At 69.5% G+C, this 26,637-nt stretch carries 16 protein-coding genes and 3 tRNA genes; 5 read left to right on the forward strand and 14 right to left on the reverse strand.

The window, feature by feature from the left end; all coding sequences use genetic code 11:
- Positions 1 to 11: 11 nt before the first annotated feature.
- A complete protein-coding gene (locus tag ACQY9S_RS09560; RefSeq protein ID WP_428425181.1) occupies positions 12 to 1,118 on the forward strand; it encodes a mechanosensitive ion channel family protein in 1,107 nt (368 codons plus the stop codon).
- Between the two features lie 118 nt (positions 1,119 to 1,236).
- Here the strand turns inward: ACQY9S_RS09560 and ACQY9S_RS09565 are convergent, their stop codons facing one another.
- The 3 genes from ACQY9S_RS09565 to ACQY9S_RS09575 form a co-directional block, all read right to left on the reverse strand.
- Positions 1,237 to 3,027 (reverse strand): acyl-CoA dehydrogenase, encoded by a 1,791-nt coding sequence (locus tag ACQY9S_RS09565; protein WP_428425183.1) that lies wholly within the window; start codon positions 3,025 to 3,027, stop codon positions 1,237 to 1,239.
- 96 nt (positions 3,028 to 3,123) lie between these two features.
- The gene (locus ACQY9S_RS09570) at positions 3,124 to 4,068 is read right to left on the reverse strand and encodes an electron transfer flavoprotein subunit alpha/FixB family protein (RefSeq protein WP_428425185.1); all 945 of its coding nucleotides are present in this window, start codon (positions 4,066 to 4,068) and stop codon (positions 3,124 to 3,126) included.
- Positions 4,069 to 4,079: 11 nt separating this feature from the next.
- Positions 4,080 to 4,841, reverse strand: coding sequence for an electron transfer flavoprotein subunit beta/FixA family protein (locus ACQY9S_RS09575; RefSeq protein WP_428425187.1), 762 nt, complete (start codon positions 4,839 to 4,841; stop codon positions 4,080 to 4,082).
- A gap of 206 nt (positions 4,842 to 5,047) precedes the next feature.
- Here ACQY9S_RS09575 and murI point away from each other — a divergent pair, with 206 nt between their 5' ends.
- The gene (murI, locus tag ACQY9S_RS09580; protein WP_428425189.1) at positions 5,048 to 5,869 is read left to right on the forward strand and encodes a glutamate racemase; all 822 of its coding nucleotides are present in this window, start codon (positions 5,048 to 5,050) and stop codon (positions 5,867 to 5,869) included.
- Between the two features lie 528 nt (positions 5,870 to 6,397).
- On the opposite strand, the gene ACQY9S_RS09585 is transcribed toward murI, so the two are convergent.
- The 9 genes from ACQY9S_RS09585 to ACQY9S_RS09625 form a co-directional block, all read right to left on the reverse strand.
- Positions 6,398 to 6,471 (reverse strand) — tRNA-Cys (locus tag ACQY9S_RS09585).
- 70 nt (positions 6,472 to 6,541) lie between these two features.
- Positions 6,542 to 6,617: transfer RNA gene (locus ACQY9S_RS09590), tRNA-Gly, on the reverse strand.
- A 99-nt stretch (positions 6,618 to 6,716) separates the two neighbouring features.
- Complete coding sequence (gene lon / locus ACQY9S_RS09595; protein ID WP_428425191.1) at positions 6,717 to 9,134, reverse strand: endopeptidase La; 2,418 nt, start codon at positions 9,132 to 9,134, stop codon at positions 6,717 to 6,719.
- A gap of 123 nt (positions 9,135 to 9,257) precedes the next feature.
- Positions 9,258 to 10,529 (reverse strand): ATP-dependent Clp protease ATP-binding subunit ClpX, encoded by a 1,272-nt coding sequence (gene clpX, locus ACQY9S_RS09600; protein ID WP_428425193.1) that lies wholly within the window; start codon positions 10,527 to 10,529, stop codon positions 9,258 to 9,260.
- 99 nt (positions 10,530 to 10,628) lie between these two features.
- Entirely contained in the window at positions 10,629 to 11,237 is a 609-nt protein-coding gene (clpP, locus tag ACQY9S_RS09605) for an ATP-dependent Clp endopeptidase proteolytic subunit ClpP (protein WP_428425195.1), read from the reverse strand.
- Between the two features lie 219 nt (positions 11,238 to 11,456).
- A complete protein-coding gene (gene tig, locus ACQY9S_RS09610; protein ID WP_428425197.1) occupies positions 11,457 to 12,761 on the reverse strand; it encodes a trigger factor in 1,305 nt (434 codons plus the stop codon).
- A gap of 35 nt (positions 12,762 to 12,796) precedes the next feature.
- Positions 12,797 to 12,883 (reverse strand) — tRNA-Leu (locus ACQY9S_RS09615).
- A gap of 133 nt (positions 12,884 to 13,016) precedes the next feature.
- Positions 13,017 to 16,169, reverse strand: coding sequence for an efflux RND transporter permease subunit (locus ACQY9S_RS09620; protein ID WP_428425199.1), 3,153 nt, complete (start codon positions 16,167 to 16,169; stop codon positions 13,017 to 13,019).
- Positions 16,170 to 16,184: 15 nt separating this feature from the next.
- Positions 16,185 to 17,315: an efflux RND transporter periplasmic adaptor subunit gene (locus ACQY9S_RS09625; protein WP_428425201.1), complete on the reverse strand. Its 1,131-nt coding sequence runs from the start codon at positions 17,313 to 17,315 to the stop codon at positions 16,185 to 16,187.
- A gap of 220 nt (positions 17,316 to 17,535) precedes the next feature.
- On the opposite strand from ACQY9S_RS09625, the gene hpnC reads away from it, so the two are divergent.
- From hpnC to hpnE, 3 genes are all read left to right on the forward strand, one after another.
- Positions 17,536 to 18,366: a squalene synthase HpnC gene (gene hpnC / locus ACQY9S_RS09630; protein WP_428425203.1), complete on the forward strand. Its 831-nt coding sequence runs from the start codon at positions 17,536 to 17,538 to the stop codon at positions 18,364 to 18,366.
- A gap of 192 nt (positions 18,367 to 18,558) precedes the next feature.
- Positions 18,559 to 19,422, forward strand: a complete 864-nt coding sequence (gene hpnD / locus ACQY9S_RS09635) for a presqualene diphosphate synthase HpnD (RefSeq protein WP_428425205.1) — start codon at positions 18,559 to 18,561, stop codon at positions 19,420 to 19,422.
- Positions 19,412 to 20,743, forward strand: coding sequence for a hydroxysqualene dehydroxylase HpnE (gene hpnE, locus ACQY9S_RS09640; protein ID WP_428425207.1), 1,332 nt, complete (start codon positions 19,412 to 19,414; stop codon positions 20,741 to 20,743). The genes hpnD and hpnE overlap by 11 nt, the downstream gene beginning before the upstream one ends.
- Here the strand turns inward: hpnE and ACQY9S_RS09645 are convergent.
- Together ACQY9S_RS09645 and ACQY9S_RS09650 are read right to left on the reverse strand one after the other, a co-directional pair.
- The gene (locus ACQY9S_RS09645; protein WP_428425209.1) at positions 20,740 to 24,000 is read right to left on the reverse strand and encodes a UvrD-helicase domain-containing protein; all 3,261 of its coding nucleotides are present in this window, start codon (positions 23,998 to 24,000) and stop codon (positions 20,740 to 20,742) included. The two genes, hpnE and ACQY9S_RS09645, sit on opposite strands and share 4 nt — an antisense overlap.
- Positions 23,997 to 26,585, reverse strand: a complete 2,589-nt coding sequence (locus tag ACQY9S_RS09650) for a PD-(D/E)XK nuclease family protein (RefSeq protein ID WP_428425211.1) — start codon at positions 26,583 to 26,585, stop codon at positions 23,997 to 23,999. Before ACQY9S_RS09650 ends, ACQY9S_RS09645 begins: the two co-directional genes overlap by 4 nt.
- Positions 26,586 to 26,637: the final 52 nt, after the last annotated feature.

Raw genomic sequence — 26,637 nt, forward strand, 5'->3', positions numbered from 1 at the left:
CCAGGTAAAAGATGAACCTGCCGAACTGGCTCCCTGCGGTCCTTGCAGCGTGGCTGCCCGCGCTCGGCATCGCCGCCGCCGCGATGGGGCTCGCCGAGCTGATCTTCCACGTCGGCGAGCGCGTGGTGCTGCGCGCCACGCGCAGCACGCCGCTGGCTTCGGCGGTGGCGCAGGCGGTGCGCAGCCCGACGCGCTGGGCACTCCCGCTGCTGGCGCTGAACCTGGTGTGGCACGAAGCGCCGGACGAGCTTCGCGGCCTCGCCTCGGTGCAGCGCCTCACGGGCCTGCTGCTGATCGCGGCGCTGACGTGGCTGCTGGTGCGCGCGATCAACGGCCTCGCGAAGGCCGTCATCGCCGCGCATCCGGTGACGGTGGCCGACAACCTGCAGGCCCGTCGCATCCACACGCAGACACGGGTGCTGTCGCGGACCGTGGCCGGGATGATCGTGCTGATCGGCGTCTCGATGATGCTGATGACGTTTCCCGAGGTGCGCCAGATCGGCACCAGCCTGCTGGCTTCGGCCGGCGTGGTCGGCATCGTTGCCGGCTTCGCGGCCCGGCCGGTGCTCGGCAACCTGATCGCCGGGCTGCAGATCGGCCTGAGCCAGCCGATCCGCATCGACGACGTGGTGATCGTCGAAGGCGAATGGGGCGTGATCGAGGAGATCACCGGCACCTATGTCGTCGTGCGCATCTGGGACCAGCGGCGCCTGGTGGTGCCGCTGCAGTACTGGATCGAGAAGCCGTTCCAGAACTGGACGCGCACGACCTCCGAGCTGATCGGCACCGTGTTCCTGTGGGTCGACTACCGCATGCCGCTGGCACCGCTGCGCGCGGCGCTGCAGCGCGCCTGCGAGTCGACCGAGCACTGGGACGGCCGCTTCGCGCTGCTGCAGGTGACCGAGGCCGGTGAACAGGCGATGCAGTTGCGTTGCCTGGTGACGTCGGCGTCGGCGCCGGCCGGCTGGGACCTGCGCTGCCATGTGCGCGAGTGCCTGGTCGACTTCATCCAGCGCGAGTACCCGCAGTACCTGCCGCGGCTGCGCGCGGACACGCGGCTGGCCGACCCGCCGCCCACCGACGGCGTGGTGGGCGGAACGCCGCCCGCCGCGAGCTGAGACCGGGTCGCGCTCACCCGTATCGGGTCAACCGGCGACCTTCGGCTCGTTGCGGTCTTCGGTGCCTTGAGCGGCAGTTACTGCAGGACGGCAGGCCAAGGCGTGGCGTGTCCGGCGTTCAGAACGCGTCGAGTGCCAACGCGGTGACCGAGTCGCCGCCCTCGATGATGCTGTCGCGCAGACCCGGCAGCTTGTTCAGCAGGTGCTCGGCGTAGAAGCGCGCCGTCGCGACCTTGGCGTTCATGAAGTTCACGTCGTCGCCTGCGGCGGCGCGCGCTTCGGCCACGAGCAGCGCCCGCGCGAGTTGCCAGCCAGCCATCAGGCTGCCCGCGAGCATCAGATACGGCACGCTGCCGGCGAACACCGCGTTCGGGCTGGCCTTGCTGTGTCCGGCCACGAAATCCACCACCTGCTCGAAGGCGACGCGCGCGGCCTTCAGGCGCAGCAGCACGGCGTGCGCCGCCACGCTGTCGCGCGCAACCAGCGCTGCTTCCGTCCGCGCGATCTGGCCGGCGATCGCCTTCGCCGTCATGCCACCGTCGCGCACCGTCTTGCGGCCCACCAGGTCGTTGGCCTGGATCGCCGTCGTGCCTTCGTAGATGGTGAGGATCCTGGCGTCGCGGTAGTACTGGGCCGCGCCGGTCTCCTCGATGTAGCCCATGCCGCCGTGCACCTGCACCCCCAGGCTCGCGACCTCCACGCTCATCTCGGTGCTGTAGCCCTTGATCAGCGGCACCATGAACTCGTAGAAGGCCTGGTTCTGCGCGCACACCTGCGCGTCGGGGTGGGCGTGGGCGGCGTCGTAGGCCGCGGCGGCCACGATTGCCATCGCACGGCAGCCCTCGGTGTGGGCGCGCATCGTCATCAGCATGCGCCGCACGTCGGGGTGGTGGATGATGGCGGCGCTGCCCCGCACCGAGCCGTCGACCGGGCGGCTCTGCACCCGGTCCTTCGCATAGGCCACGGCTTTCTGGTAGGCGCGCTCGGCGATCGCGATGCCCTGCACGCCGACCGCGTAGCGGGCCGCGTTCATCATGATGAACATGTACTCGAGGCCACGGTTCTCCTGGCCGATGAGGTGGCCCACGGCCCCTCCATGATCGCCGTACTGCAGCACGGCGGTCGGGCTGGCCTTGATGCCGAGCTTGTGCTCGATGCTGACGCAGTGCACGTCGTTGCGCTCGCCGAACGAGCCGTCGGGCTTCACGACGAACTTGGGCACGATGAACAGCGAGATGCCCTTCACGCCCTCGGGCGCGCCGCTGACGCGGGCCAGCACCAGATGGACGATGTTCTCGGCCATGTCGTGCTCACCGTAGGTGATGAAGATCTTGGTACCGAAGAGCTTGTAGCTGCCGTCGGGCTGCGGCTCGGCGCGGGTGCGCACCATCGCCAGGTCGGAGCCGGCCTGCGGCTCGGTCAGGTTCATCGTGCCGGTCCACTCGCCGGAGATCAACTTCGGGATGTAGATCTGCTGCTGCTCGGGCGTACCGGCGGTCAGCAGGGCCTCGATGCAACCGTCGGTCAGCAGCGGACACAGCGCGAAGCTGAGGTTGGCACTGTTGAGCATCTCGCCGCAGGCCGCGCCGATGGTCTTGGGCAGGCCCTGGCCGCCGAAGTCGGCGGCGTGTTGCAGGCCCTGCCAGCCGCCGTCGACAAACTGCCGGAAGGCCTCCTTGAAGCCGGGCGTCGTGGTCACGCGGCCGTCCTTCCACGACGAGGGGTGCTGGTCACCCGCCCGGTTCAGCGGCGCGACCACACCTTCGTTGAACCTGGCGCATTCCTCGAGCACGGCCTGCGCAGTGTCGATGCCGGCATCCTCGAAGCCGGGCAGTTTGGCCACGTCCTCGAGCGCGGCGAGCTCCTGCATGCAGAACAGCATGTCCTTGACGGGGGCCTGGTAACTCATGGGCTGTCTCTCCTGAGGGATCGAGCGTCGGTCGGCTCGAAAAAAGCGCTCGGACGCGAGAACGTCGAGGCGCCTGTGATGGGACGAGGAGGACGCTCAGAGCTGCTTGACCAGCTCCGGCACGGCCTCGAACAGATCGGCCTCGAGGCCGTAGTCGGCGACGCTGAAGATCGGCGCCTCGGGGTCCTTGTTGATCGCCACGATCACCTTGGAATCCTTCATGCCCGCGAGGTGCTGGATGGCCCCGGAGATGCCCGCGGCGATGTACAGGCTGGGTGCCACGATCTTGCCGGTCTGCCCGACCTGCCAGTCGTTGGGCGCGTAGCCGGCGTCCACCGCCGCGCGGCTGGCGCCCAGCGCCGCGCCGAGCTTGTCGGCCAGCGGCGTGAGCACCTCGTTGAACTTGTCGCTGCTGCCCAGCGCCCGGCCGCCGCTGACGATGATCTTGGCCGCGGTGAGCTCGGGCCGGTCGCTCTTGGTGACCTCGCGGCCGACGAAGCGGCTCTGGCCGCTGTCGGCCACCGCGCTCAGGAGCTCGATGGCGGCGCTGCCGCCCTGGGGGGCCGCATCGAAGCCGGTGGTGCGCACGGTGAGCACCTTGACCTTGTCCAGGCTCTGCTGGATGGCGATGGCGTTGCCGGCGTAGATCGGGCGCTCGAAGGTGTCGGCGCCGTCGATCTGGGTGACGTCGGAGAGCTGGGCGACGTCGAGCAGCGCGGCCACGCGCGGCGCAACGTTCTTGCCGTGCGCGGTGGCGGGGAACAGGATGTGGCCGTAGCCGGCGGCGATGGCGAGCACCTGGGCGGCGACGTTCTCGGCCAGTTGCTCCTCGAGCTGCGGGGCGTCGGCATGCAGGACCTTGGTGACGCCCCGGATCTGCGCGGCGTGCTTCGCGGCGTCGCCGGCCTGGTGGCCGGCCACCAGCAGGTGGACTTCACCGCCGGTGAACCTGGCGATGGCGGCGGCGGCGCTGACGGTGTTGAGGGTGGCGCCCTTGAGCTGGGCGTGTTCGTGTTCGGCGATGACAAGGATGGCGGTCATGGTGGGGGTCCTCAGATCACCTTGGCTTCGTTCTTGAGCTTGGCCACCAGCGTGGCAACGTCGGGCACCATGACGCCGGCGGAGCGCTTGGGCGGCTCGCTGACCTTGAGGGTCTTGATGCGCGGGGTGGTGTCGACGCCCAGGTCGGCCGGCTTGAAGACCTCGAGGGTCTTCTTCTTGGCCTTCATGATGTTGGGCAGCGTGACGTAGCGCGGCTCGTTCAGGCGCAGGTCGGTGGTGATGACGGCCGGCAGGGTGATGGAGACGGTCTCGAGGCCACCGTCGACTTCGCGGGTGACCTGGGCGCGCTTTTGTCCGTTGTCATCGACGATCTCGACCTTGCTGGCGAAGGTGGCCTGCGGCCAGCCGGCGAGCGCGGCGAGCATCTGGCCGGTCTGGTTGCAGTCGTCGTCGATGGCCTGCTTGCCGAGGATGACGAGCTGGGGCTGCTCCTTGTCGAGCAGGGCCTTCAGAAGCTTGGCAACGGCCAGCGGCTGGAGTTCGTCGGTGGTCTCGACCAGGATGGCGCGGTCGGCACCGATGGCCATCGCGGTGCGCAGGGTCTCCTGGCACTGGGTCGGCCCGCAGGAGACGGCGATCACTTCGGTGAGGAGGCCCTTTTCCTTGAGCCTCACGGCCTCTTCGACGGCAATCTCGTCGAACGGGTTCATGCTCATCTTGACGTTGGCGATGTCCACGCCGCTGCCGTCGCTCTTGACCCGCACCTTCACGTTGTAGTCCACCACGCGCTTGACGGCGATGAGAGCTTTCATTCGATCTTCTCCGGGAGATTGATGCAAAACCTGCACTGCGATTCTATGGAGCCCCCGTGCGGATTCCCGATAGGGTCAACACAGAAAAGCACGATCGTTCGATTCCCGGGAATGATACCTGCGGGCAGACCTGCCGGACATGTCCGATTGCGTCACCGACAGGGCATCCTGCGCGCGATCCGGCCACTTGCTAGACTCGCGCGCCCATGAATGCCCCTGCACCTTCGGAGCCGAACCCCACCGCCTGCATCGGTGTGTTCGATTCTGGTGTCGGCGGTCTGTCGGTGCTGCGGGCCCTGCACCGCCATCTGCCGCGCTCACGGCTGCTGTATGTCGCGGATTCGGGTCACGCGCCTTACGGAGAGCGCGACGAGGCCTATGTCGTCGAACGCTCGCGCGTGCTGACCGCCCACCTGCTGCGCGAGGGCGCGCAGCTCATCGTGGTGGCCTGCAACACAGCGACCGCGGCCGCCGTCCGCGCCCTGCGCGACGAACATCCGGACGTGCATTTCGTCGGCGTCGAGCCGGGCATCAAACCGGCGATCGCGCTGACGCGCAACGGCCGCATCGGCGTGATGGCCACGCGCGGCACGCTGGCCAGCGACAAGTTCCGCCAACTGGTCGCCTCGCACGCGCAGGGCGCGCAGCTCCACCTGCAGGCCTGCGCCGGCCTCGCTCACGCGATCGAGGCGGGAGACGCCGACAGCGCCGAGGTGCGCAGGCTGGTCGCGCAGCACACCGCGCCGCTGCGTGCGGCGCACGTCGACACCGTGGTGCTCGGCTGCACGCACTACCCCTTCGTCGCGCAACACATCCAGGCCGCCCTGGGAGCCGAAGTCCGACTGGTCGATACGGCCGATGCGGTGGCGCGGCGCGCGCAGCAGATCGCCGCGACCTTGCAGCCCGCCGGCGACGCCGTATTCGAGCCAGCGCGGCTGTGGACGACCGGCGCGCTGTCGACGCTGCAACTGGTCGCGCGCAAGTGGCTGGATTTCGAGACCGAGACCCTCGCGCTGCCAGCGAACTGACGAAACTCGTGGCCGCGGGTTCGCTCCGATGGGGAACTCTGCTGCCGTCGATGGTCGCGCCAATGCCCATTGGCAACGGCGTACTGATCCTGTCGGTGGTGCCTCGACCCGGGATCGAACCGGGATGGACCGATGAGGGTCCGGCGGATTTTCTTACCCACTACGGCTTTCGCCGCCGCACGCTACCTTCGCTGCGCGCGTTCGGGGTCTGGAGCGCGCCTTCACCATCGCTTGCGCCTTAGGTGCCCGCCGTCCGCTCTCTACACCTTCCGCCCCGGGGTCGGCAGCGGCTTGGCTCGGCGTTGCCTCGCGGCGCATGCGCCGCAGGGGGTTCTCCGAATTTGACGGGATTCATCCCGCGCGTTTCCGCGCGAGCGCTCAAATTGCTTTCAAGTCCGCTGCGTCTGCCAATTTCGCCATCGAGGCCCGCTCGCATGGTAGCGCCACGCCACCCTGCCCAAACCACCCTGCACAAACAAGAACGCCTCGCGGAGCGAGGCGTTGGAACGTTCGACATCGATCGGAGAGTGGAGGCGCGGGCCAGAGTCGAACTGGCCTGGACGGATTTGCAATCCGCTGCATAACCGCTTTGCTACCGCGCCCTGGAGCCCCTCGCGAGACCGTCGACGATTCTGACAAAAAAGGGAAGCATGAGCTTCCCTTTCGCAAGTCTGGAGCGGGAAACGAGACTCGAACTCGCGACCTCAACCTTGGCAAGGTTGCGCTCTACCAACTGAGCTATTCCCGCACACTTTTCACGGACTGACCGCTCGCAACAAGTCGCCTTGTTGCGAGCCCTGGACTATAGCCGAATCCACCAGGGTCTCGCAAGTCACCCGCGCGCCATTCAATGCTTGATCACTTCCCCGCCGGCGGCCGGCGGGGCCTCCGGTTTGGGCGCGTCGGCCTTGGGCTCGTCGTCGGCAAGCGGCTGCGGCATGGACGTCAGCGCCACCTCCAGCACCTTGTCGATCCACCGGACCGGCACGATCTCGAGGTGGTTCTTGACGTTCTCCGGAATGTCCTGCAAGTCCTTGACGTTCTCTTCCGGGATCATCACGGTCTTGATGCCGCCGCGATGGGCAGCCAGCAGCTTTTCCTTCAGGCCGCCAATCGCCGTGACCTCGCCACGCAGCGTGATCTCGCCGGTCATCGCCACATCGGAACGCACCGGAATCCCGGTCAGCGCCGACACGAAGGCGGTCGTCATCGCGGCGCCCGCGCTCGGGCCGTCCTTCGGCGTCGCGCCGTCGGGCACGTGGATGTGGATGTCGCGCTTCTCGAACATCTCGTCCTTGATGCCCAGGCGACGCGCGCGCGCGCGCACCACCGAGCGGGCCGCCTCGACCGACTCCTTCATCACGTCGCCGAGCAAGCCGGTGCGGATGATGTTGCCCTTGCCGGGCATCACCGCCGCCTCGATCGTCAGCAGATCGCCGCCGACCTCCGTCCACGCGAGACCGACAACCTGACCGACCTGGTCTTGCTTCTCGGCGCGGCCGTAGTCGTACTTGCGCACACCGAGGAAATCGTTCAGGTTCTCGTCGGTGACGACGACCTGACCCTCGTACTTCTTCAGCGACAGGCCCTTCACCACCTTGCGGCAGATCTTGCTGATCTCGCGTTCGAGCGAGCGCACGCCGGCCTCGCGCGTGTAGTAGCGGATGATGCCGCGCAGCGCGCTCTCGGTGATGTCGAGCTCTTCGTCCTTGACACCGTTGTTCTTGCACTGCTTGGGCAGCAGGTACTTCTGCGCGATGTTGAGCTTCTCGTCCTCGGTGTAGCCCGACAGGCGGATCACTTCCATCCGGTCCAGCAGCGCCGGCGGGATGTTCATCGAGTTCGAGGTGGCGATGAACATCACATCGCTGAGGTCGAAGTCGAGTTCGATGTAGTGGTCGCTGAAGGTGTGGTTCTGCTCGGGGTCGAGCACTTCCAGCAAGGCCGACGACGGGTCGCCGCGGAAGTCCATACCGAGCTTGTCGATCTCGTCGAGCAGGAACAGCGGATTGCGCGTGCCCACCTTCGCCAGGCTCTGCAGCACCTTGCCAGGCATCGAGCCGATGTAGGTGCGGCGGTGGCCGCGGATCTCGGCCTCGTCCCGCACGCCGCCGAGCGCCATGCGCACGAACTTGCGGCCGGTCGCGCGCGCCACGCTCTGGCCGAGCGAGGTCTTGCCGACCCCCGGAGGGCCCACCAGGCACAGGATCGGCGCCTTGACCTTGTCCACGCGCGCCTGCACCGCGAGGTACTCGAGGATACGGTCCTTGACCTTGTCGAGGCCATAGTGGTCCTCGTTCAACACGTCCTCGGCATTGACGAGGTCATGCTTGATCTTGGTCTTCTTCGCCCAGGGCAGGTTGACCAGGGTGTCGATGTAGTTGCGCACCACCGTCGCCTCGGCCGACATTGGCGACATGAGCTTGAGCTTCTTGAGCTCGGCATCGGCCTTCTTGCGCGCCTCCTTGGGCATCTTGGCGGCGATGATCTTCTTCTCGAGCTCCTCGAGGTCGGCGCCCTCTTCGCCCTCGCCGAGCTCCTTCTGGATCGCCTTGACCTGCTCGTTCAGGTAGTACTCGCGCTGGCTCTTCTCCATCTGGCGCTTCACGCGCCCGCGGATGCGCTTCTCGACCTGCAGGATGTCGACTTCGTGCTCGAGCTGCTCGAGCAGGTTCTCGAGCCGCGCATTGACCGAGTCCAGGTCGAGGATGGCCTGCTTGTTCTCGAGCTTGAGCGGCAGGTGCGCGGCGATCGTGTCGGCCAGCCGACCGGCGTCGTCGATGCCGGCGATCGAGGTCAGGATCTCGGGGGGGATCTTCTTGTTGAGCTTGACGTACTGGTCGAACTGCTGCGTCACGGCGCGGCGCAGAGCCTCGACCTCCGGTGAGGCACCCGCCTCGGGCGGCATCGGCACCACCTCGGCGGTGAAGTACTCACCGCTGTCGTCGATGCGCACGGTGTTCGCGCGCTGCATGCCCTCGACCAGCACCTTGACCGTACCGTCGGGCAGCTTGAGCATCTGCAGGATGCTCGAAACGCAGCCGATGTCGAACATGTCGTCGGCCTTGGGCTCGTCCTTGCCGGCGGCCTTCTGGGCCACCAGCATGATCTGGCGGCCGGCTTCCATCGCCGCCTCGAGCGCCTTGATCGACTTGGGCCGTCCGACGAACAGCGGGATCACCATGTGGGGGAACACGACCACATCGCGCAGCGGCAACAGCGGCAGCGTGATCGGGTCGGCGGGAAGAACGGGATGTCCGGACATGGAAACCTCTCTTTCTCAGGCCCAAATGGAGCCCGAGCAGCAGATTGCAAGAAGGGGGCCTGGACTGCTGCGGTGGCGGCAGGCTGCTGAGTGTTGGGCCGGCACCGGACGCAAAAAGCGGCCTCAGGCGCTGGCCTTGTGCTCGCGGTAGACCAGCAGCGGCTTGGTGTGTTCTTCGATCGTGTGCTCGTCAAGCACGACCTTCTGGACGCCGTCCATCGTCGGCAGCTCGAACATCGTGTCCATCAGCGACTGCTCCATGATCGAGCGCAGGCCGCGGGCGCCGGTCTTGCGGGCCAGCGCCTTCTGGGCGATGGCGGTCAGCGCCGACGGCCGGATCTCGAGTTCGACACCGTCCATCGCGAACAGCTTCTGGTACTGCTTGACCAGTGCGTTCTTGGGCTCGGTGAGGATCTGCACCATGGCGTCTTCGGTGAGTTCGCCCAGCGTGGCGACCACCGGCAGGCGGCCCACCAGCTCCGGGATCAGGCCGAACTTGATCAGGTCTTCGGGCTCGACCTCGCGAAACACGTCACTGACCTTGCGTTCGGTCTTGCTCTTCACGCTGGCACCGAAGCCGATGCCCGATTTCTCGGAGCGGTTCTGGATCACCTTCTCGAGGCCGTCGAACGCGCCGCCGCAGATGAACAGGATGTTGGTCGTGTCGATCTGCAGGAAGTCCTGGTTCGGGTGCTTGCGCCCGCCCTGCGGCGGCACGCTGGCCATCGTGCCTTCGACCAGCTTGAGCAAGGCCTGCTGTACGCCTTCGCCCGACACGTCGCGCGTGATCGACGGGTTGTCGGCCTTGCGCGAGATCTTGTCGATTTCGTCGATGTAGACGATGCCGCGCTGCGCCCGCTCGACCTCGTAGTTGCAGTTCTGCAGCAGCTTCTGGATGATGTTCTCGACGTCCTCGCCCACGTAGCCGGCCTCGGTCAGCGTGGTGGCGTCGGCGATCACGAACGGCACGTTGAGCAGCCGCGCCAGCGTCTGCGCCAGCAGGGTCTTGCCCGAACCGGTGGGGCCGATCAGCAGGATGTTGCTCTTCGCGAGCTCGACTTCCTCCTTCTTGCCCACGCCCTGCATGTGCTTGAGGCGCTTGTAGTGGTTGTAGACGGCCACCGCCAGCGTGCGCTTGGCCGGCTCCTGGCCGATCACGTACTGATCGAGGCTGGCCTTGATCTCGCCGGGCACCGGCAGGTCGCTCTTGGCCGCCTTGGCCTCGGCGCTGTCGGCCGGCACTTCATCACGGATGATGTCGTTGCACAGCTCGATGCACTCGTCGCAGATGAACACCGACGGGCCGGCGATGAGTTTCTTCACCTCATGCTGACTCTTCCCGCAGAACGAGCAGTACAGCACTTTTTCGCTGGAGGAGCCTTTTTTCTCTGGCATGGGACGAGCCGTCAGGGGAGTGACAAGGATGATAAGGGAAAAGAAAACGGGGCCTTGGCGTCGAAAAAGGCCCCGTTGTCCTCCCAGTTACCGGCTGAATCAGGCGCGCTTGGAGATCACCTTGTCGATCAGGCCGTAGTTCGTGGCCTCTTCGGCCGACATGAAGTAGTCCCGCTCCGAGTCGGCGCGGATCTTCTCCAGCGGCTGGCCGGTGCGTTCGGCCAGGATGGCGTTCAGGCTCTCGCGCAGCTTCAGGATCTCGCGCGCCTGGATCTCGATGTCGGTCGCCTGGCCCTGGGCGCCGCCCGAAGGCTGGTGGATCATCACGCGGGAATTCGGCAGCGCGAAGCGCTTGCCCTTGGCGCCCGCCGCCAGCAGGAAGGCGCCCATGCTCGCCGCGATGCCCATGCACAGCGTGGACACGTCGGGCTTGATGAACTGCATGGTGTCGAAGATCGACAGGCCGGCGCTGACCGAGCCGCCCGGCGAGTTGATGTAAAGCGAGATGTCCTTGTCGGGGTTCTCGCTCTCCAGGAACAGCAACTGGGCCACCACCAGGTTGGCCGTCTGGTCGTTCACCGGCCCGACCAGGAAGATCACGCGCTCACGCAGCAGCCGGCTGTAGATGTCGTAGGCACGCTCGCCGCGACCCGACTGTTCGATGACGATGGGCACCATGCCCAGACCCTGTGTTTCCAGCGCGCTCATGGCACTCCTTGAATTCGACTGACTTTGCTAGATGCGGCTGGATTATGTCGCGTCAAGAGAGGGCCGCCTGGGAGTGCAAGAATGCGCCGGACTCGCAACACGGCGGCCTCCGAGGCCAGAAGAAGGCCGGCCCCCGGGCCGAGGGCCGAGCCGGCCCAAGCCCGCCGCGACGCCTGCAGGGCGACTATGGCGCACCACCACAGGCGGGGCCTCGCTCAATCAGACCATCAGTTCGTCGAACGCGACCTGCTTGTCGCTGACCTTCGCCTTGCCCAGGACGAACTCGGTCACGTTGTTCTCGACCACGACGGCTTCGACCTCGGCCAGGCGCTGCCGGTCGCCGAAGTACCAGCGCCGCACCTCCTCGGGCTTCTCGTAGCTTTGCGCCATCTCCTCGATGTGCGCGCTGATCTGCTCGCCCTTGGCCTGCAACTGGTTCGAGCGAACCAGTTCCGCGACCACCAGACCCAGGCGCACGCGACGCTCGGCCTGCTCCTGGAAGATCTCGGCCGGGATCGGTGCCTTGTCGGCGTCCTTGATGCCGCGCTGCTTCAGGTCGGCGCGGGCGTCGCCGATCATGCGATCGGTTTCGTTCTGCACCAGGGCCTTCGGCAGATCGAGCTCGGCCGCCTTGATCAGCGCGTCCATCACCGCGGACTTGTTGCGGGCCGTGACGCGCGACCTGACCTCGCGCTCGAGGTTCTTCTTGATGTCGGCACGCAAACCCTCGAGGGTCGGCTCCTTGATGCCCAGCGACTTGGCGAAGGCCTCGTCGACCTCCGGCAGGTGCTGCGCCTCGACCTTCTTCAGCGTCACCAGGAAGTCGGCTTCCTTGCCGGCCACTTCCTTGCCCTGGTAGTCCTCGGGGAACTGCAGCGGGAAGGTCTTCGATTCGCCGGTCTTCATGCCACGCACCGCCTTCTCGAAGGCCTCGAGCATGCGGCCCTCACCGAGGATGAACTGGAAGCCCGCTGCCGCGCCGCCGTCGAACGGCACGCCGTCGATCTTGCCTTCGAAGTCGATGGTCACGCGGTCGTCGTCCACGGCAGCTTCCCCCACCGGGCGCTGTGCGAACGTGCGGCGCTGCTTGCGCAGGATCTCCAGCGTCTTGTCGATCGCGGCCTCGGTCACTTCGGTGCTCACCCGGTCGATCTCGGTGGACGACAGGTCACCGATCCTCACTTCGGGGTAGACCTCGAAGGTCGCGTCGAAAGCCAGCTCGCCCTCGGGCGCGCCATCCTTCTCGGCAATGCGCGGTGCGCCGGCGACGCGCAACTGCGCTTCGTTGGCAGCCTTGCTGAAGGCCTCGCCGACCTTGTCGTTCATGACCTCGTACTGCACCGAGTAGCCGTAGCGCTGGGTGACCACGCTCATCGGCACCTTGCCGGGACGGAAGCCGTCGGCCTTGACCGTCTTGGCCAGGCGCTTCAGGCGCGATTCGACCTCGTTCTTGATCGTAGTGGCCGACAGGGTGAGGGTGATGCGGCGCTCGAGCTTCTCGAGGGTTTCGACGGTGACAGCCATGATCTGTACTCTCTCGCTGAACTGAAGGATGCGTGTGGTGCGCGGGGCGGGACTCGAACCCGCACACCCTTGCGGGCGTCAGGACCTAAACCTGGTGCGTCTACCAATTTCGCCACCCGCGCTGAAGATTGAGCGGGAGCCCGCCGGCTCCCTTGATCGACTTCGGTGCAGCGATTTCTCGCTGCGCCCGACCCGGTAGACCGGCGATTTTAGCTTCAGCCCACATCGCCAAGCGATATGGGCTTGCGCTGAAGCTCAAGCGCTTTGGCCGGCTGTCGCGGCGGTGCCTTCCTGCTCCGGCCTGCGCACCCGAAACCATGCGGCATACATGGCCGGCAAAGCCAGCAGGGTGAGCACCGTGGCGACGATCAGGCCCCCCATGATCGCCACCGCCATCGGCCCCCAGAACACGCTGCGCGTCAGCGGGATCATCGCCAGCACCGCGGCGGCGGCCGTCAGCACGATCGGCCGAAAGCGCCGCACCGCCGATTCGACGATGGCCGTCCACGCCGGCACGCCGCGGGCGCGGTCCTGCTCGATCTGGTCGATCAGGATCACCGAGTTGCGCATGATCATGCCGCTGAGCGCAATCACGCCCAGCAAGGCCACGAAGCCGAACGGCCGCCCCAGCAGGAGCAGGGCAGCCGCCACGCCCGCGATTCCCAGCGGTCCGGTGAGGAACACGAGGACGGCACGGCTGAAGCTGTGCAACTGCAGCATCAGCAGCGTGAACATGATGAACAGCATCAGCGGCGCACCGGCGGCGATCGAACCCTGCCCCTTGCTGCTTTCTTCGACGGCGCCCGCGACCTCGATCGAATACCCGGCCGGCATGCGCCGGCTCAGCTGCTGCAACTGCGGCCACACCTGGGCCGTCACGGTGGCACCCTGCACGCCTTCGACCACGTCGCCCTGCACCGTGACGGCGTAGTGACGCCCTTCGCGCCACAGCACGCCCGGCTCCCAGGTGAAACCGATCCGGGCGATCTGCGTCAGCGGGATCGAGCGCCCGCTGGCCGTGGGCACGTAGCCATTGCCCAGGTCGGTGAGCTCATGGCGCTCCTCGGCCGGCTGGCGCAGCACGATATCGATCAGGCGATCGCCCTCGCGGTACTGGCCGATGGTGTTGCCCGACAACACGGTGCGCGACGCCTGGGCGATAGCCTGGCTGGTCACGCCGAGCGCGCGCGCCTTGTCCTGGTCGACCTCGAGCCGCAGCACCTTGATCGACTCGTTCCAGTTGTCGTTGACGCCGCGCATGCTCGGGTTGGCGCGCAAGATGGCCTTCGCTTCGTCGGCCCAGTGCCGCACGTCCCGCGCATCCACGCCGACCACCCTGAACTGCACGGGGTAAGGCACCGGCGGACCGTTGGGCAGCAGCTTGACGCGCCCGCGAACCTCGGGGAACTCTTCGGCCAGCAGCGCCGGCAGCTTCTGGCGCAGCGACTCGCGCACCGCCAGGTCCTTGGGCAGGATGATCGACTGCGACACGTTGAGCTGCGCAAACACGAAGTCCAGTGGCAGGTAGAAGCGCGGCACGCCCGAGCCGACCCAAGTGGTGATGGTCTCGACGCCCGGCTCGCGCATGAGCCGGGCCTCGAAGCGCTTGGCCACCGCCTCGCTGGCCTCGTACGACGAACCCTCGGGCAGCCACAGGTCGACCAGGATCTCTGGGCGGCTCGAATCCGGGAAGAACTGCTGCTGCACCCGCCCCATGCCGACGAGGCCCAGTGCAAACACCAGCAGCGTCGCGCCGATGGTCAGCCAGCGGTGGGCCACGCACCAGTTCAGCAGCGCGCGAAAGCGCGTGTAGAACGGCGTGTCGAACAGTTCGTGTGCGGGCTCGCCCGCGGCATGCGGCCTGACCTCGAGCAGCAGCATGCCGAGGTAGGGCACGAAGTACACCGACACCGCCCAGGAGACGAGCAGCGCGGCCGTCGTCACCGCGAAGATCGCGAAGGTGTACTCGCCCGTGACCGACTTCGCCAGCCCGATCGGCAGGAAGCCGGCGGCGGTGATCAGCGTGCCGGTCAGCATCGGCATCGCCGTCAGCTCGTAGGCGAAGGTCGCGGCCCGGACCTTGTCGTAGCCCTCCTCGAGCTTGCGCACCATCATCTCGACGGCAATGATCGCGTCGTCGACCAGCAGCCCCAGCGCGATGATCAGCGCGCCGAGCGAGATCTTGTGCAGGCCGACACCCCAGTAGAACATCGTCACGAACGTGATCGCCAGCACCAGCGGGATCGTGATCGCCACCACCAGGCCGGGCCGCACGTCGATGCGCAAGGGCTTCGTGTGCAGCCCGAGGGCGACGAAGCTCACCGCCAGCACCACGGCCACCGCCTCGATCAGCACCCTCACGAACTCGCCGACCGAGCGCGACACCGCCTTCGGCTGGTCCTGGATCTGCGCCAGCTCCACGCCCACCGGCAGGTCCGCCTGGATGCCGGCCGTCGCCGCCTGGAGGTTCTTGCCGAGCGCGATGATGTCGCCGCCGCGCGCCATCGAGATGCCCAGCGCAATGACCGGCCGGCCCTGGTGCCGCACCTTGACGCTCGGCGGGTCGACATAGGCCCGCTCGATGTTCGCGATGTCACCCAGCCTCAGGCTGCTCGCCACGCCGGTGGCGGCATTGACCGCACGGATCGGGAAGGCCCGCAGTTCCTCGACCGAGTTGAACTGGCCGCCGATGCGCACCTGCACGGTCTGCCCGACGACATTGAGCGCTCCCGCGCCCTCGACCGCGTTCTGCGCCCCCAGCTGCACCAGCACCGCATTCAGATCGAGGCCCAGCTGCACCAGCCGCTTCTGCGGGATCTCGATGAAGACCTTCTCGGCCTGCACGCCGAACAGCTCGACCTTCGCGACATCGGGCACGCGCAGCAGCCGCGAGCGCAGCGTCTCGGCGTGCTGGCGCAGCTCCTCGTCGCTGAAGCCGTCGGCCGACAGCGCGTAGATCGAACCGAAGACGTCGCCGAACTCGTCGTTGAAGAACGGCCCCTGCACGCCGGCGGGCAACTGGCCGCGCATGTCGCCGATCTTCTTGCGCACCTGGTACCAGACGTTGGGCACTTCCTTGCCCGGCGACGAGTCCTGGATCTGCAGCATCGTCAGCGATTCGCCCGGCTTGGTGTAGCTGCGGATCTTGTCGGCATAGGGCACCTCCTGCAGGGTGCGCTCGATCTTGTCCGTCACCTGCTCGGCCATCTGCTGCGCGGTCGCCCCCGGCCAGAACGCCTGCACCACCATGACGCGAAAGGTGAAGGGCGGATCCTCGTCCTGACCGAGCTGGAAGTACGCGACGAAGCCGAGCACCATCAGCACCACCATCAGGTAGCGCGTCAGCGCCGCATGCTCGATCGCCCAGTGCGAGACGTTGAATCGGTCACCGGACCCTTGTGCAGCCATGCCGACCCCGTGCGCTCAGTGCGTCACCGCCGACGCGGCGGGCGGGACGGGCGGCACCGCCTCGACGAAACGCTTCACCTTCTGCCCCGGCGTCAGCACATGCACCCCGGCGGTCACCACCTCCTGACCCGGCACCAGACCGGCCGTCACGATCACCACGTTGCCCTCGGCGCCACTGGCCTCGACCGACTGGGCCTTGACGGTCATCGTCGCCGTATCGAGCAGCCACACCGAGGTCTTCCCGCCCAGTTCCACCAGGGCACCGAGCGGCAGCTTGATCACGCTGCCGAGCTTGGGCGTCTCGACGATCACCGCCGCCGTCTGGCCGAGCTTGACCGCCGCACTGCCCACATCGGCCTTGACCAGAAAGGTGCGCGTGGCGACATCGGTGGCGGCAGCGATTTCGCGCACCGTCGCCGGCAACAGCTCGTTCGAACCCCAGGGCTGCACCTTCACCGCGCCGGCCCGACCCTCCAGTGCCCGCACCAGTGCGAGCTTGTCCTCGGGCACCGAGAACACCGCGTCGCGCGGGCCATCGTGGGCCAGCCTCACCACCGAGGCGCCGGCGGCCACGACCTGCCCCGGCTCGGCCTCCACCGCCGTGATGACGCCGCCTGCGTCGGCCCGCAGCGACGCATACCCGGCCTGATTGCCCTGCACCGCCGATTGCGCCCGGGCCTGATCGAGCGTGGCCTGGGCCGCCTTGAGCGTCGCGTCCCGGCGCTCGAGCTCGGCAGCACTGATGAAGCCCTGCGCCAAGAGCTCCTGGTAGCGCTTGAAGTCGGCCGCGGCCAGCTCGAAGCTGGCCTGCGCCGAGGACAGGGCGGCCCGCGCGCTGTCCTCCCCGAGTCGGAGGTCGCCCGGATCGAGCTGGGCCAGCACCTGACCGGCCTTGACACTGTCGCCCAGATCGACGGGGCGTTTGACGATCTTGCCCCCGACGCGAAAGCCGAGCCGCGACTCGACCCGCGCCTTCACTTCGGCGGCGAACTCGTGGCGGCTGCCAGCGACGCCGCCGGTGACCGTCAGCGTGCGGACCGCCCGCACCGGCGCAGGTGCCGGCTCCGGCCTGGCGCAGGCGAGCAGCGCCAAGGCGCACAGCGAGACAACGGCAGCGAACGCGGGGCGAGACAACGGCAAGCTCATGTCGAACCCTTGGACGGCAGGTGGGCAAGGCGGGGCAGCCAGTGCAAGGGCCTCGGGAAAGGCCTTCGACTTAATTAATGACTGATTGGTCAGTAATGTAAGGCGACCCCTCGGAGGCTGTCAATCGCACACCGGGTGGGGCGCCCTGAAGACGGACGGCGCCAGCGTGGACAATCCGGAGCTTGGCAGAGCGCGTTGCCGCCCCGTGTACCTCCGGCCGATGAGCGTCGACCACTACGAGAACTTCCCCGTCGCGTCCTTCCTCTGCCCGAGCGCGCTGCGCCCGGCCGTGACCGCGATCTACCACTACGCGCGCACCGCGGACGACATCGCCGATGAAGGCATCGCCGGCCCGACCGAGCGGCTCGCCGACCTGAGCGCCTACCGCACCGAGCTGCGCCGCGTCGCGCAGGGCGGTGCTCCGACGCCGCGATGGGCCGCGGTGTTCGAGCCGCTGGCTGCCGCGATCGCCAGCTTCCAGCTGCCGCTGCAGCTCCTCGAGGACCTGCTCAGCGCCTTCGAGCAGGACGTGACGAAAACGCGCTACGCCCACCGCGCCGAGCTGCTCGACTACTGCCGCCGCTCGGCCAATCCGGTGGGCCGGCTGCTGCTGCACCTGTACGGCGTGCGGGAGGCCGAGAGCCTGCAGCAATCCGACGCGATCTGCACCGCGCTGCAGCTCATCAACTTCTGGCAGGACCTGAGCATCGACCTGCCGCGCGGACGGCTCTACATCCCGCTCGACCAGTGTGCGGCCCACGGTCTCGCCGACACGACCCTGTTCGCGCGGCACGACAGCGGCGCGACCCGGGCGCTGGTGCAGGCGCAGTGCGATTGGGCGCGCGCGCTGATGCTGAGCGGTGCACCGCTGGTGCACCGTGTGCCCGGCCGCGCCGGCTGGGAACTGCGCGGCGTGGTGCAGGGAGGGCTGCGCATCCTCGACAAGATCGCCGCACTGCAGTTCGCCACGCTGCGCCAGCGGCCGCGGCTCGGCGTGGCCGACATGGCGCCCATCGTCTGGCGCGCCTGTCGCATGCAGGTGCGCCGGTGAGTTCTCGAGACGCCGCGCCAACTCGGTCGGGTGCGACACGGCCGGACCGAGTTCCCGATGTGACAATCTTGCGGACCGCCGCCCTGCCCTGCACACCCCTCACCGAGCCATGACGCCGCAACAGTACGTGCAGGACAAGGCCGCAAGGGCCACGCGGTCGTCGGCCTTGCCCCGCACGATCGCCACCAAGCCATGACGCCGCAACAGTACGTGCAGGACAAGGCCGCCGCGAGCGGCTCGAGCTTCTACTACGCCTTCCTGTTCCTGCCGCCACCGCGCCGCGCCGCGATCACGGCGTTCTATGCGTTCTGCCGCGAGGTCGACGACGTGGTCGACGAGGTGTCTGACCCTGGCGTCGCCGCGACCAAGCTGGCGTGGTGGCGCAAGGAGGTGGCCGAGGCCTTCGCGGGCCAGCCGCACCACCCGGTTCTGAAGGCGCTGATGCCGCACGTGGCCGACTACGGCATCCGCGCCGAGCACCTGGGCGCGGTCATCGACGGCTGCGAGATGGACCTGACGCAAACGCGCTACCTCGACGACGTGGCGCTGCAGCGCTACTGCCACCTGGTGGCTGGCGTGGTCGGCGAGGTCGCGGCCAGCATCTTCGGCTGCGAGCCGGGCCGCCCGCTGGGCGACGGCACGCGCCGCTACGCGCACACGCTGGGCCGGGCCTTCCAGCTCACCAACATCATCCGCGACGTCGGCGACGACGCCCGGCGTGGACGCATCTACCTGCCGGTCAGCGAGCTGCAGCGCTTCGACGTCAAGGCGCACGAGCTGCTCCGGCGCGAGGCGCCCTGGGGCTACAGCGAGCGCTTCACGGCCCTGATGAAATTCCAGGCCGAGCGCGCTCACCGGCTCTACGACGAGGCCTTCGCACTGCTGCCGGCCGGCGAACGCCGCGCGCAGCGGCCCGGGCTGATGATGGCCGAGATCTACCGCACGCTGCTGCGCGAGATCGAGGCCGACGGCTTCCAGGTGCTGCACCAGCGCGTGGCGCTGACGCCGCTGCGCAAGCTGTGGCTGGCGTGGAAGACGAACTGGCGTGAGCGCTAGCGCGGCGCGCCCGCTCGCCGCGCCAGCGACCCGGCCGCTGCGCGTGGCGGTCGTGGGCGGCGGCTGGGCCGGCCTGAGCGCGGCCGTGGAGGCCGCCTCGCTCGGCCACCAGGTCACGCTGACGGAAATGGCACCGACGCTCGGCGGGCGAGCCAGGCGGCTGCCGCTCCAGGCGGACGGCCTGGCCCTCGACAACGGCCAGCACATCCTGATCGGTGCGTACCGCGCCACGCTGGCGCTGCTGAAAACCGTGGGCGTCGACGAACGGCAGGTGCTGCGGCGCCTGCCGCTGTCGCTGACCGACGTGTCGGGCCGCGGCCTGTCGCTGCCGCCCGGACCCGCTTTGCCCGCCTTCGTGCGTGGCGTGCTCGCGGCACGCGGCTGGTCGCTGCGCGAACGCCTTGCCTTGCTGCGCGCGGCGAGCGGCTGGTTGCTGCGCGGCTTCCGTTGCGATCCGCGCCTGACGGTGGCCGCACTCACCGCCCCGCTGCCGGCCGCGGTGCGCCGCGCGCTGATCGAGCCGCTGTGCGTGGCCGCGCTGAACACGCCGGCGAGCCAGGCGAGCGCACGGGTCTTCCTGCGCGTGCTGCGCGACGCGCTGTTCGCCGGCCCGGGCGCGTCGGACCTGCTGCTGCCGCGCGTGGACCTCGGTGCACTGTGGCCGGATGCCGCGGCAACCTGGCTGCGCGCTCACGGCGCTCGGCTGCATGCGGGACGCCGCGTGGGCGCGCTGGAGCGCGACGGCGGCGCCTGGCGGGTCGACGGCGAGACCGTCGATCGCGTGGTGCTGGCCTGCAGCGCAATCGAAGCGACACGACTGGTCGGCCCGCACAACGCGGCGTGGGCCGCATGCGCCGGCGACCTGCGCTACGAGCCCATCGTCACCGTGCTGCTGCGCGCGCCCGGCATCCGCCTGCCGGCACCGATGCTGGCCCTCGACGCGAGCGATGCAACGCCGGCGCAGTACGTGTTCGACCTCGGCCAGCTGCGCGACACGGTGCGCGAGCCCGCCGCCGCCGGCACGCTGGCCTTCGTGATCAGCGGTGCAGCCGACTGCATCGCACGCGGGCTCGACGCGACGGCCGAGGCGGTCCGCGTGCAGGCCGTCACGCAGCTCGGCACGCTGCTGCCGCAGGCGCCGCAGCTGCTGCGCGTCCTTTGCGAGAAGCGCGCCACCTTTCTCTGCACGCCGGGCCTGCAACGTCCGGGGGGGGCACCGGCGCCCGGGCTGCTCGCGGCGGGCGACTACATCGACGGGCCCTACCCGGCCACGCTCGAGGGCGCGGTGCGCTCCGGGCTGGCGGCCGCGCGAGCCCTCTAGAGTTCGATCACCGCCCCGGCGCCGGTGATGAAGGCGGCGCGCACGGCCTCGCCCGGCTGCAATGCCTGCACGGCGTCGCGGTAGCCCGCGAGCTGTTCGCGATAGGCCTCGATCGCCTGCGGCGCATGCTGCAGCTTGTAGTCCAGCACCCACCACTCGGGGCCACCGGGCGTGCGCAAGGCCACCAGGCGGTCGATGCGCAGCGCGGCACCGCGCCATGCGATCGCCACTTCGTTGCCCGACCACTGCAATGCGCTGCGGTCGAAGAAGCGCGCGCAGGCCGGGCTGCCCAGCACCACCGCCGCGAGCGCTGCCACGCGCGCCGCCGCACCGGCAGGCAGTGCGAACTCCAGGGCCGCGGCCGCGGCGGCGGCATCGAGCGCGGCGGCCTCGGGCAGCCACTCGAGCACGCGGTGCACGGCGCGGCCGAGCCGTGCGGCCTCGCTGCTGTCGTTCTCCGGGGTGTCTGCCGTGATCGGCTCCCACCCGCTCACGCGCGGCAGGCCGAGCAGCGTGACGCCAGTGCCGGTCGACGCGGCGCCGGTGGCCGCATCGGCGTCGGCTGCCACAACAGGAGTCCGCGAGGCCGCGCCCGCGTCGGCCAGACGCTGCCAGGCGCTGCGCCCTCCCGGTGCACGAAACGGCGCGGTCGCGCTCAAGACCAACTGCTCGCGTGCCCGCGTCATCGCAACGTAGAGCGCATTGAGTTCTTCGCGCGCGCGGCCGGCCTGCTCCGCCGCCATCAACCCGCGCAGCGAGGGCGGGCAGCGCGACTCGCTGGCGACGAAGGCACAGCAGCTCGGGTGGGCGGCGTCGGCCGGCCAGTCGATCAGCAGCGTCGCGGTCTCCGACCTGGTCGGTTCGGGGGTCGTGTCGATCACGAACACCGCGCGCGCCTCCAGGCCCTTGGCGCCGTGGATCGTCAGCAACTGCACGGCGTCGGCCGCGCTCTGCGGCGGCAGCAGCACGCGCCGGCGCTTGAGCGCGCGCACGAAGTTGTAGGGCGTGGCGTGGCGCGCGCCATCGAGCAGCAGCGACTGCGCCAGCAAGGCGTCGATCGCCGCCAGCACGAGCGCTCGCCCCGCCGGCGGCACGACCGCGGCGTAGCGCTCGCGCACCTCGCCCTCGGCGACGATGCGGTCGAGCAGGTCGTGCGGCGGCAGGCTCGCAGCGGCCTGTGCCCAGCCCGGCCACAAGGCGCGGGCCCGGTCCAGGGCGGCGCTGCCGGCGCCCGCCCCCCGAAGCAGGGCCTCGCTCCAGGCGCTGTTCACCGCCCGCGCCGCCAGCGCCAGCGCGATCAGGTCGTCATCGCTTGCACCGAACAGCGGGCTCTTCAAGGCCTGGGCAAGCGACAGGTCGTGCGAGGGCGAGGCGAGCGCGTCGAGCAGCGCCACCAGGTCACGCACCTCGGGCGAACTCACCAGCTCGCGCTGTTCGGGCGTGGCATGGGGAAGGCCGTGCTCGCGCAAGGCCTGCGCCACCAGGGCCAGCGGCGCGCGCTTGCGGCACAGCACCTGGATGTCGCCAGGCGCAAAGCCCTGATGCTGCAGCAGCTGCGCGATCTGCGCCGCGACCTGGCGCGCCTCGACGAGCCGCAAGGCCTCCTCGGGTTCGATGCGCGGCGTGGCGAGGCTGTCGCGCCAGCCCGCTGCGGCGTCCTGGCCGCCTTTCGCCGGCCGCGGCAGCACCGGCAGCAGCGCCACCTCGCCGCGCGGTTCGCCCACGTCGGTGGTGTGGGCCCGGAAGTCGGTGAACTCGCCGTCGGCCTGCGCGCGCTCGAACACGGCATTGAGCACGGCCAGCACCTGCGGCGCGTTGCGGCGCGTGTGGTCGCAGGCGAGGTGAACGCCCCCCAGCGCTTCGGCCACGAAGTCGCGCGCCTGCGCGAACACGCGCGGGTCGGCACGGCGAAAGCGGTAGATGCTCTGCTTCGGATCGCCGACGATGAAGACCGACAGCGGCTGCCGGCCGCTGGCGCCGCCGCCGGCGCCGGCATAGCCGCTGAGCCAGGCATCGAGCGTGCGCCACTGCAGCGGGCTGGTGTCCTGGAACTCGTCGATCAGCAGGTGGCGCACGCGGGCGTCGAGCCGCTGCTGCACCCAGCCGGCCAGCTCGGCATCGGCCAGCAGGTGCTCGGCACAGGCTTCCAGATCGGCCATGTCGGCCAGCCCGCGTTCGCGCTTGAGCTCGCGGTAGCAGGCGAGCAGCACGCGCGCCAGTCGCACCAGGCGCGCGTGCGTTTCATGCGCGTCCTGTTGCGCGCCGGCTTCGGCGATGCGCTGCAGGACATCGGCCGCTTCGTTCAAACCCGGCGCATCGATCTGCTTGCGCAGCTCGCCGGATTTCGTGAAGAGCGCCTGCCAGGCGGCGTCGAAACCGGCCTGCGGGTCGGCATCGAGTTGCACCAGCGCCTGTTCGAGCGCGGCACCGGCATCGCGCGCCTTCTTCCCGCCGGCAGCGCCGAGCGCCCCCGCCAGCGAGACGAGATCCGCGCGCAGCGCCGGCTGGGCGAGCCAGTGCGCCGGCCGGGCCAGGCCGTGGAACTGCGGCCACAGCGCCGCGGCCGACGCAACGCTTTCGTCGAGCACCCCCGCCGCATCGGCGCGCTCGATCTCGACGCGCTGATCGAGCGCGGCTTCGAGCCACTGCTGCGCCGTGTGGCGGCCGCGTTCGCTCACCAGGGCGGTGAAATCCTCGCGCAAGGCGGCATCGGCCGCCACTGCCGACAGGAAACGCCGCCAGTACTGCGGCTGCAGGTCGCTGCGCTCCTCGAGCAGGTCGACCTCGGACTGCAGGCCCAGCGGCTCCAGCAGTGCCAGCGGTGCGGCACGCAGCAGCTGGCTGAACCAGCCGTGGAAGGTGCGGATCTCGACCGCGCGGCCGCCGTCCAGCAGCCGTTCGTAGAGGGTGGCCAACCGGGGCGCGAGCAGGGCCGCTTCCTGCAGCGTGCAGCCGCGCTCGACGAGCGCGCGCTCACGGGCGATCGCGTCGGCCCGCGCAAATTCATGCAGCCAGTCCTGCAGGCGCTCGCGCATCTCGCCGGCCGCCTTGCGGGTGAAGGTGATCGCGAGGATTTCCTGCGGCTCGGCGCCATCGAGCAAGGCACGCAGGATGCGCGACACGAGCATCCACGTCTTGCCGGCACCGGCGCAGGCCTCGACCACGACGCTGCGGCGCGGGTCGCAGGCGACGCGGTAGAAGACCGACGGCGCGACCAGCGCGCCGTCGATGCGGTAGGCGAGCGCTGCGGCGCTCACCGCCTGCCCTCGCCCCAATGGTCGCGCCGGCACAGGCCGCGTGCGCTGCAGTACTCGCAGGCGCTGCCCTCGCCGAGCGCGGGCAGCGGAGCACCGGCGCGCAGGCGCGTGAAGTCGGCGGCGATGCCTTCGAGCAGCGTCACGGCGCTGTCGGCCACGTTCGCATGCGGCAGCAGGCTCACGCCCTCGCGCCCGTCGAGCGACAGGTAGGCCGCCTGCACACCGCCCGGCGGAGCGCCGCGCACCGCGCCCAGCAGCGCGGCATAGAAAGGCAGCTGGGTGTCCTCGGACGGCTGGCGCAGGCGTTCGCGCAGCAGACCGACGCCGGTGGTCTTGTAGTCGACGATGCGCTGCGCGCTGCGGCCGCCCTCGCCCGGCAGCGCGTCGACGCGGTCGAGCGTGCCGCGCAGGCGCAGGCCGGTCGCGACGAGCGCCTGCGGTTGCGCGCGCAGTTCCAGCTCGGTGTCGATCACGCTCAGGCCCTGCGCTTCTTCGGCATGCAGCCAGGCGAGATAGCGCGGCACCAGGTGCTCGAACCAGGCAGCGAACGGCAGGAAGTCGGCATCGTCGCGCGCCAGCAGCGCTTGCCGCTGCCGAGCGGCGCTGAGCAGCAGTGCTGCGTCCGCCGCCGGCGTGTCGGGCCGGCGCTGGCGGTGGAAGTCCTGCAGCACCGCGTGCAGCCAGGTGCCGTAATCGCGCTTGTCGAGCGCGTCGTCGAGTTCCTCGGCCTCGGCCAGGCCCAGCAGCCGCTGCGCGAAGTAGCGGTAGGGACAGGCGCGCAGCGCCTCGTAGGCGGTGGCATTGAGCGAATCGGGCAACAATTGCGGGGCCACCGGCAACGGCCGCGCCAGCGGGCGCGCCTCGACCGGCTGCGGCACGCGCGGCTCGGGCGCCGCGGCCACCGCGTGCCCGCCGATGAACTGCAATTGCAGCAGCAGCGGACTGGCCTGCAGCGGCTCGGCACCATCGCGCTGGCGATGCAGCAGCGTGAGCCTGGGTGCACGCAGCAGCTGCGTGAACGCACGGCGCTCGCCTTCGCGACGCTGTGCGCTGGACGGCAGCCCGAACTCGCCGGCCAGCGCTTCGCCGAGCAGGGGCTGCGGCGCGGGCTGCGCGCCGAGGTGGGCCGCGTCGGCGCCGGGGCAGACGACTGCGGCGAACGGCCGCAGCATCGCGCGCGCCAACGGCGTGATCACCACCGGCGCGGCGCCCTCGGCACGAGCGAGCGGCGGCTCGAACGACACCGCCTCCAGCACGCCATCGACCCAGTCGCGAAAATCGCCCGCATCGAACAGCGCGCGGGCCGACTGCTGCGCCCAGGCGCTGCCGGCCCCCGGCTCGTTGCGGCAGCGCAGGGCATCGACCACCTGCGCACCGGCGGCGTCGAGCAGCAGCGCATCCCACAACTGCGCGCGCGCCAGGGCTTCACGCAGGCGCTGCAGCCATTCGCCCAGGGCCAGCCGACGACCGACGCGCAAGGGTTCGCTGAGCGTGAGCCACTGCTGCCACAGCGCGAGCGCATCGGCACCCAGCCGTGCCGGATCGACCTGGCGCAGCACGGTGACGCCGTCGCGGCGCCATGCGGTATCGAGCGCGGCGCGGCCATCCCAGTGGCGCGGCGTCGAGGCCAGCCAGTCGAGCAGCTCGTCGGTCGCGGCGCGCGCATGCACGGCGCGCAGCAGGCCCACCACGCCAGCGCCCGCGCGGGTGGTCGAGAGCTTCCAGCCGGTCTCGTCGCTCAGCGGCACCTGCTGGCGCTCCAGCAAGGCGCGCACGCGACGCAACAGCACGCGGTCGAGTGCAATCAACGCCACCGGCTGTTCGCCCCGCGCCAGGTGGGTGAGCACCTGGGCCGCCGTGCGCTGCGCCTCGTCCTCGAGATCGGCGCATTCGGCCACCTGCACGGCGGCGGACGACACGACGGCGGCGGACAGCGGCAGGTCCGCATCCAGCCACAACACGGGCACCGGCAGCGGCGCGGCAGCCTGGGCCAGCAAGGACTCGACGACGGGATCGGCCGATCCGGCGCGCAAGGCCACCCATCCGGCCGGTGCCAGCGCATGCATCGCGTCGGCCGACGCCGTGCCGGCCGTGTTCGACCATTCGAGTGCGAGCCGCGCCAGCGCGCGCTCCTGGATACCGGGGCCGGCCGGCACGGCCAGCGCGGCACGGGCCCGGTCCAGCCAGGCCGCGCGCTGCGAAGGCGGCAGTGCGAGTCGCACACGGGCCAGCGCCTGTGCTGTTTCATCGACGCGGGCAACGGCCAGCGCGAAGCCGCGCGGATCGCGCCGCGGCCAGTCGGGCGCGCGCTCCCGCAGCAACTGCGCCGCCTGCAGCGGGTCGGCCACCGGATCGAACGCGACCTCACCCGGCGCCGGTGCCGGCGGCGGCCCGAGCGAGCGCGCCAGCGTCTGCGTCGTCTCGAAACGCGGCATCCAGGGCGCCGGGTCCAGAGCGAGCCAGGCCGCACGTGCCAGTGGCAGGTGTTGGGCAAAGGGCAGCAGCACGATCAGGTCGCGCGACGCGAGCGCCTCGCGCTGTGCGAATGCCGCGATCTCGCGCACGAGGCGCAGCCAGCACCCCATGACATCCAGGCCGGCCTCGAGCGTTGGAGCTGTGGCGTCGGGGGCGGATGTC

The organism is Methylibium sp. (assembly GCF_965279545.1).
GTDB lineage: Bacteria > Pseudomonadota > Gammaproteobacteria > Burkholderiales > Burkholderiaceae_C > Methylibium.

What these genes read in the sequence shown, in the direction of transcription:
- ACQY9S_RS09560 (WP_428425181.1), top strand. Translation starts at nt 12, where the DNA reads ATGAACCTGCCGAACTGGCTCCCTGCGGTCCTTGCAGCGTGGCTGCCC.
- hpnD (WP_428425205.1), top strand. Translation starts at nt 18,559, where the DNA reads ATGACGCCGCAACAGTACGTGCAGGACAAGGCCGCCGCGAGCGGCTCG.
- clpX (WP_428425193.1), bottom strand. Translation starts at nt 10,529, where the DNA reads ATGCCAGAGAAAAAAGGCTCCTCCAGCGAAAAAGTGCTGTACTGCTCG.
- lon (WP_428425191.1), bottom strand. Translation starts at nt 9,134, where the DNA reads ATGTCCGGACATCCCGTTCTTCCCGCCGACCCGATCACGCTGCCGCTG.
- ACQY9S_RS09650 (WP_428425211.1), bottom strand. Translation starts at nt 26,585, where the DNA reads ATGGGGTGCTGGCTGCGCCTCGTGCGCGAGATCGCGGCATTCGCACAG.
- hpnC (WP_428425203.1), top strand. Translation starts at nt 17,536, where the DNA reads ATGAGCGTCGACCACTACGAGAACTTCCCCGTCGCGTCCTTCCTCTGC.
- ACQY9S_RS09575 (WP_428425187.1), bottom strand. Translation starts at nt 4,841, where the DNA reads ATGAAAGCTCTCATCGCCGTCAAGCGCGTGGTGGACTACAACGTGAAG.
- ACQY9S_RS09625 (WP_428425201.1), bottom strand. Translation starts at nt 17,315, where the DNA reads ATGAGCTTGCCGTTGTCTCGCCCCGCGTTCGCTGCCGTTGTCTCGCTG.
- ACQY9S_RS09570 (WP_428425185.1), bottom strand. Translation starts at nt 4,068, where the DNA reads ATGACCGCCATCCTTGTCATCGCCGAACACGAACACGCCCAGCTCAAG.
- ACQY9S_RS09565 (WP_428425183.1), bottom strand. Translation starts at nt 3,027, where the DNA reads ATGAGTTACCAGGCCCCCGTCAAGGACATGCTGTTCTGCATGCAGGAG.
- ACQY9S_RS09620 (WP_428425199.1), bottom strand. Translation starts at nt 16,169, where the DNA reads ATGGCTGCACAAGGGTCCGGTGACCGATTCAACGTCTCGCACTGGGCG.
- tig (WP_428425197.1), bottom strand. Translation starts at nt 12,761, where the DNA reads ATGGCTGTCACCGTCGAAACCCTCGAGAAGCTCGAGCGCCGCATCACC.
- murI (WP_428425189.1), top strand. Translation starts at nt 5,048, where the DNA reads ATGAATGCCCCTGCACCTTCGGAGCCGAACCCCACCGCCTGCATCGGT.
- clpP (WP_428425195.1), bottom strand. Translation starts at nt 11,237, where the DNA reads ATGAGCGCGCTGGAAACACAGGGTCTGGGCATGGTGCCCATCGTCATC.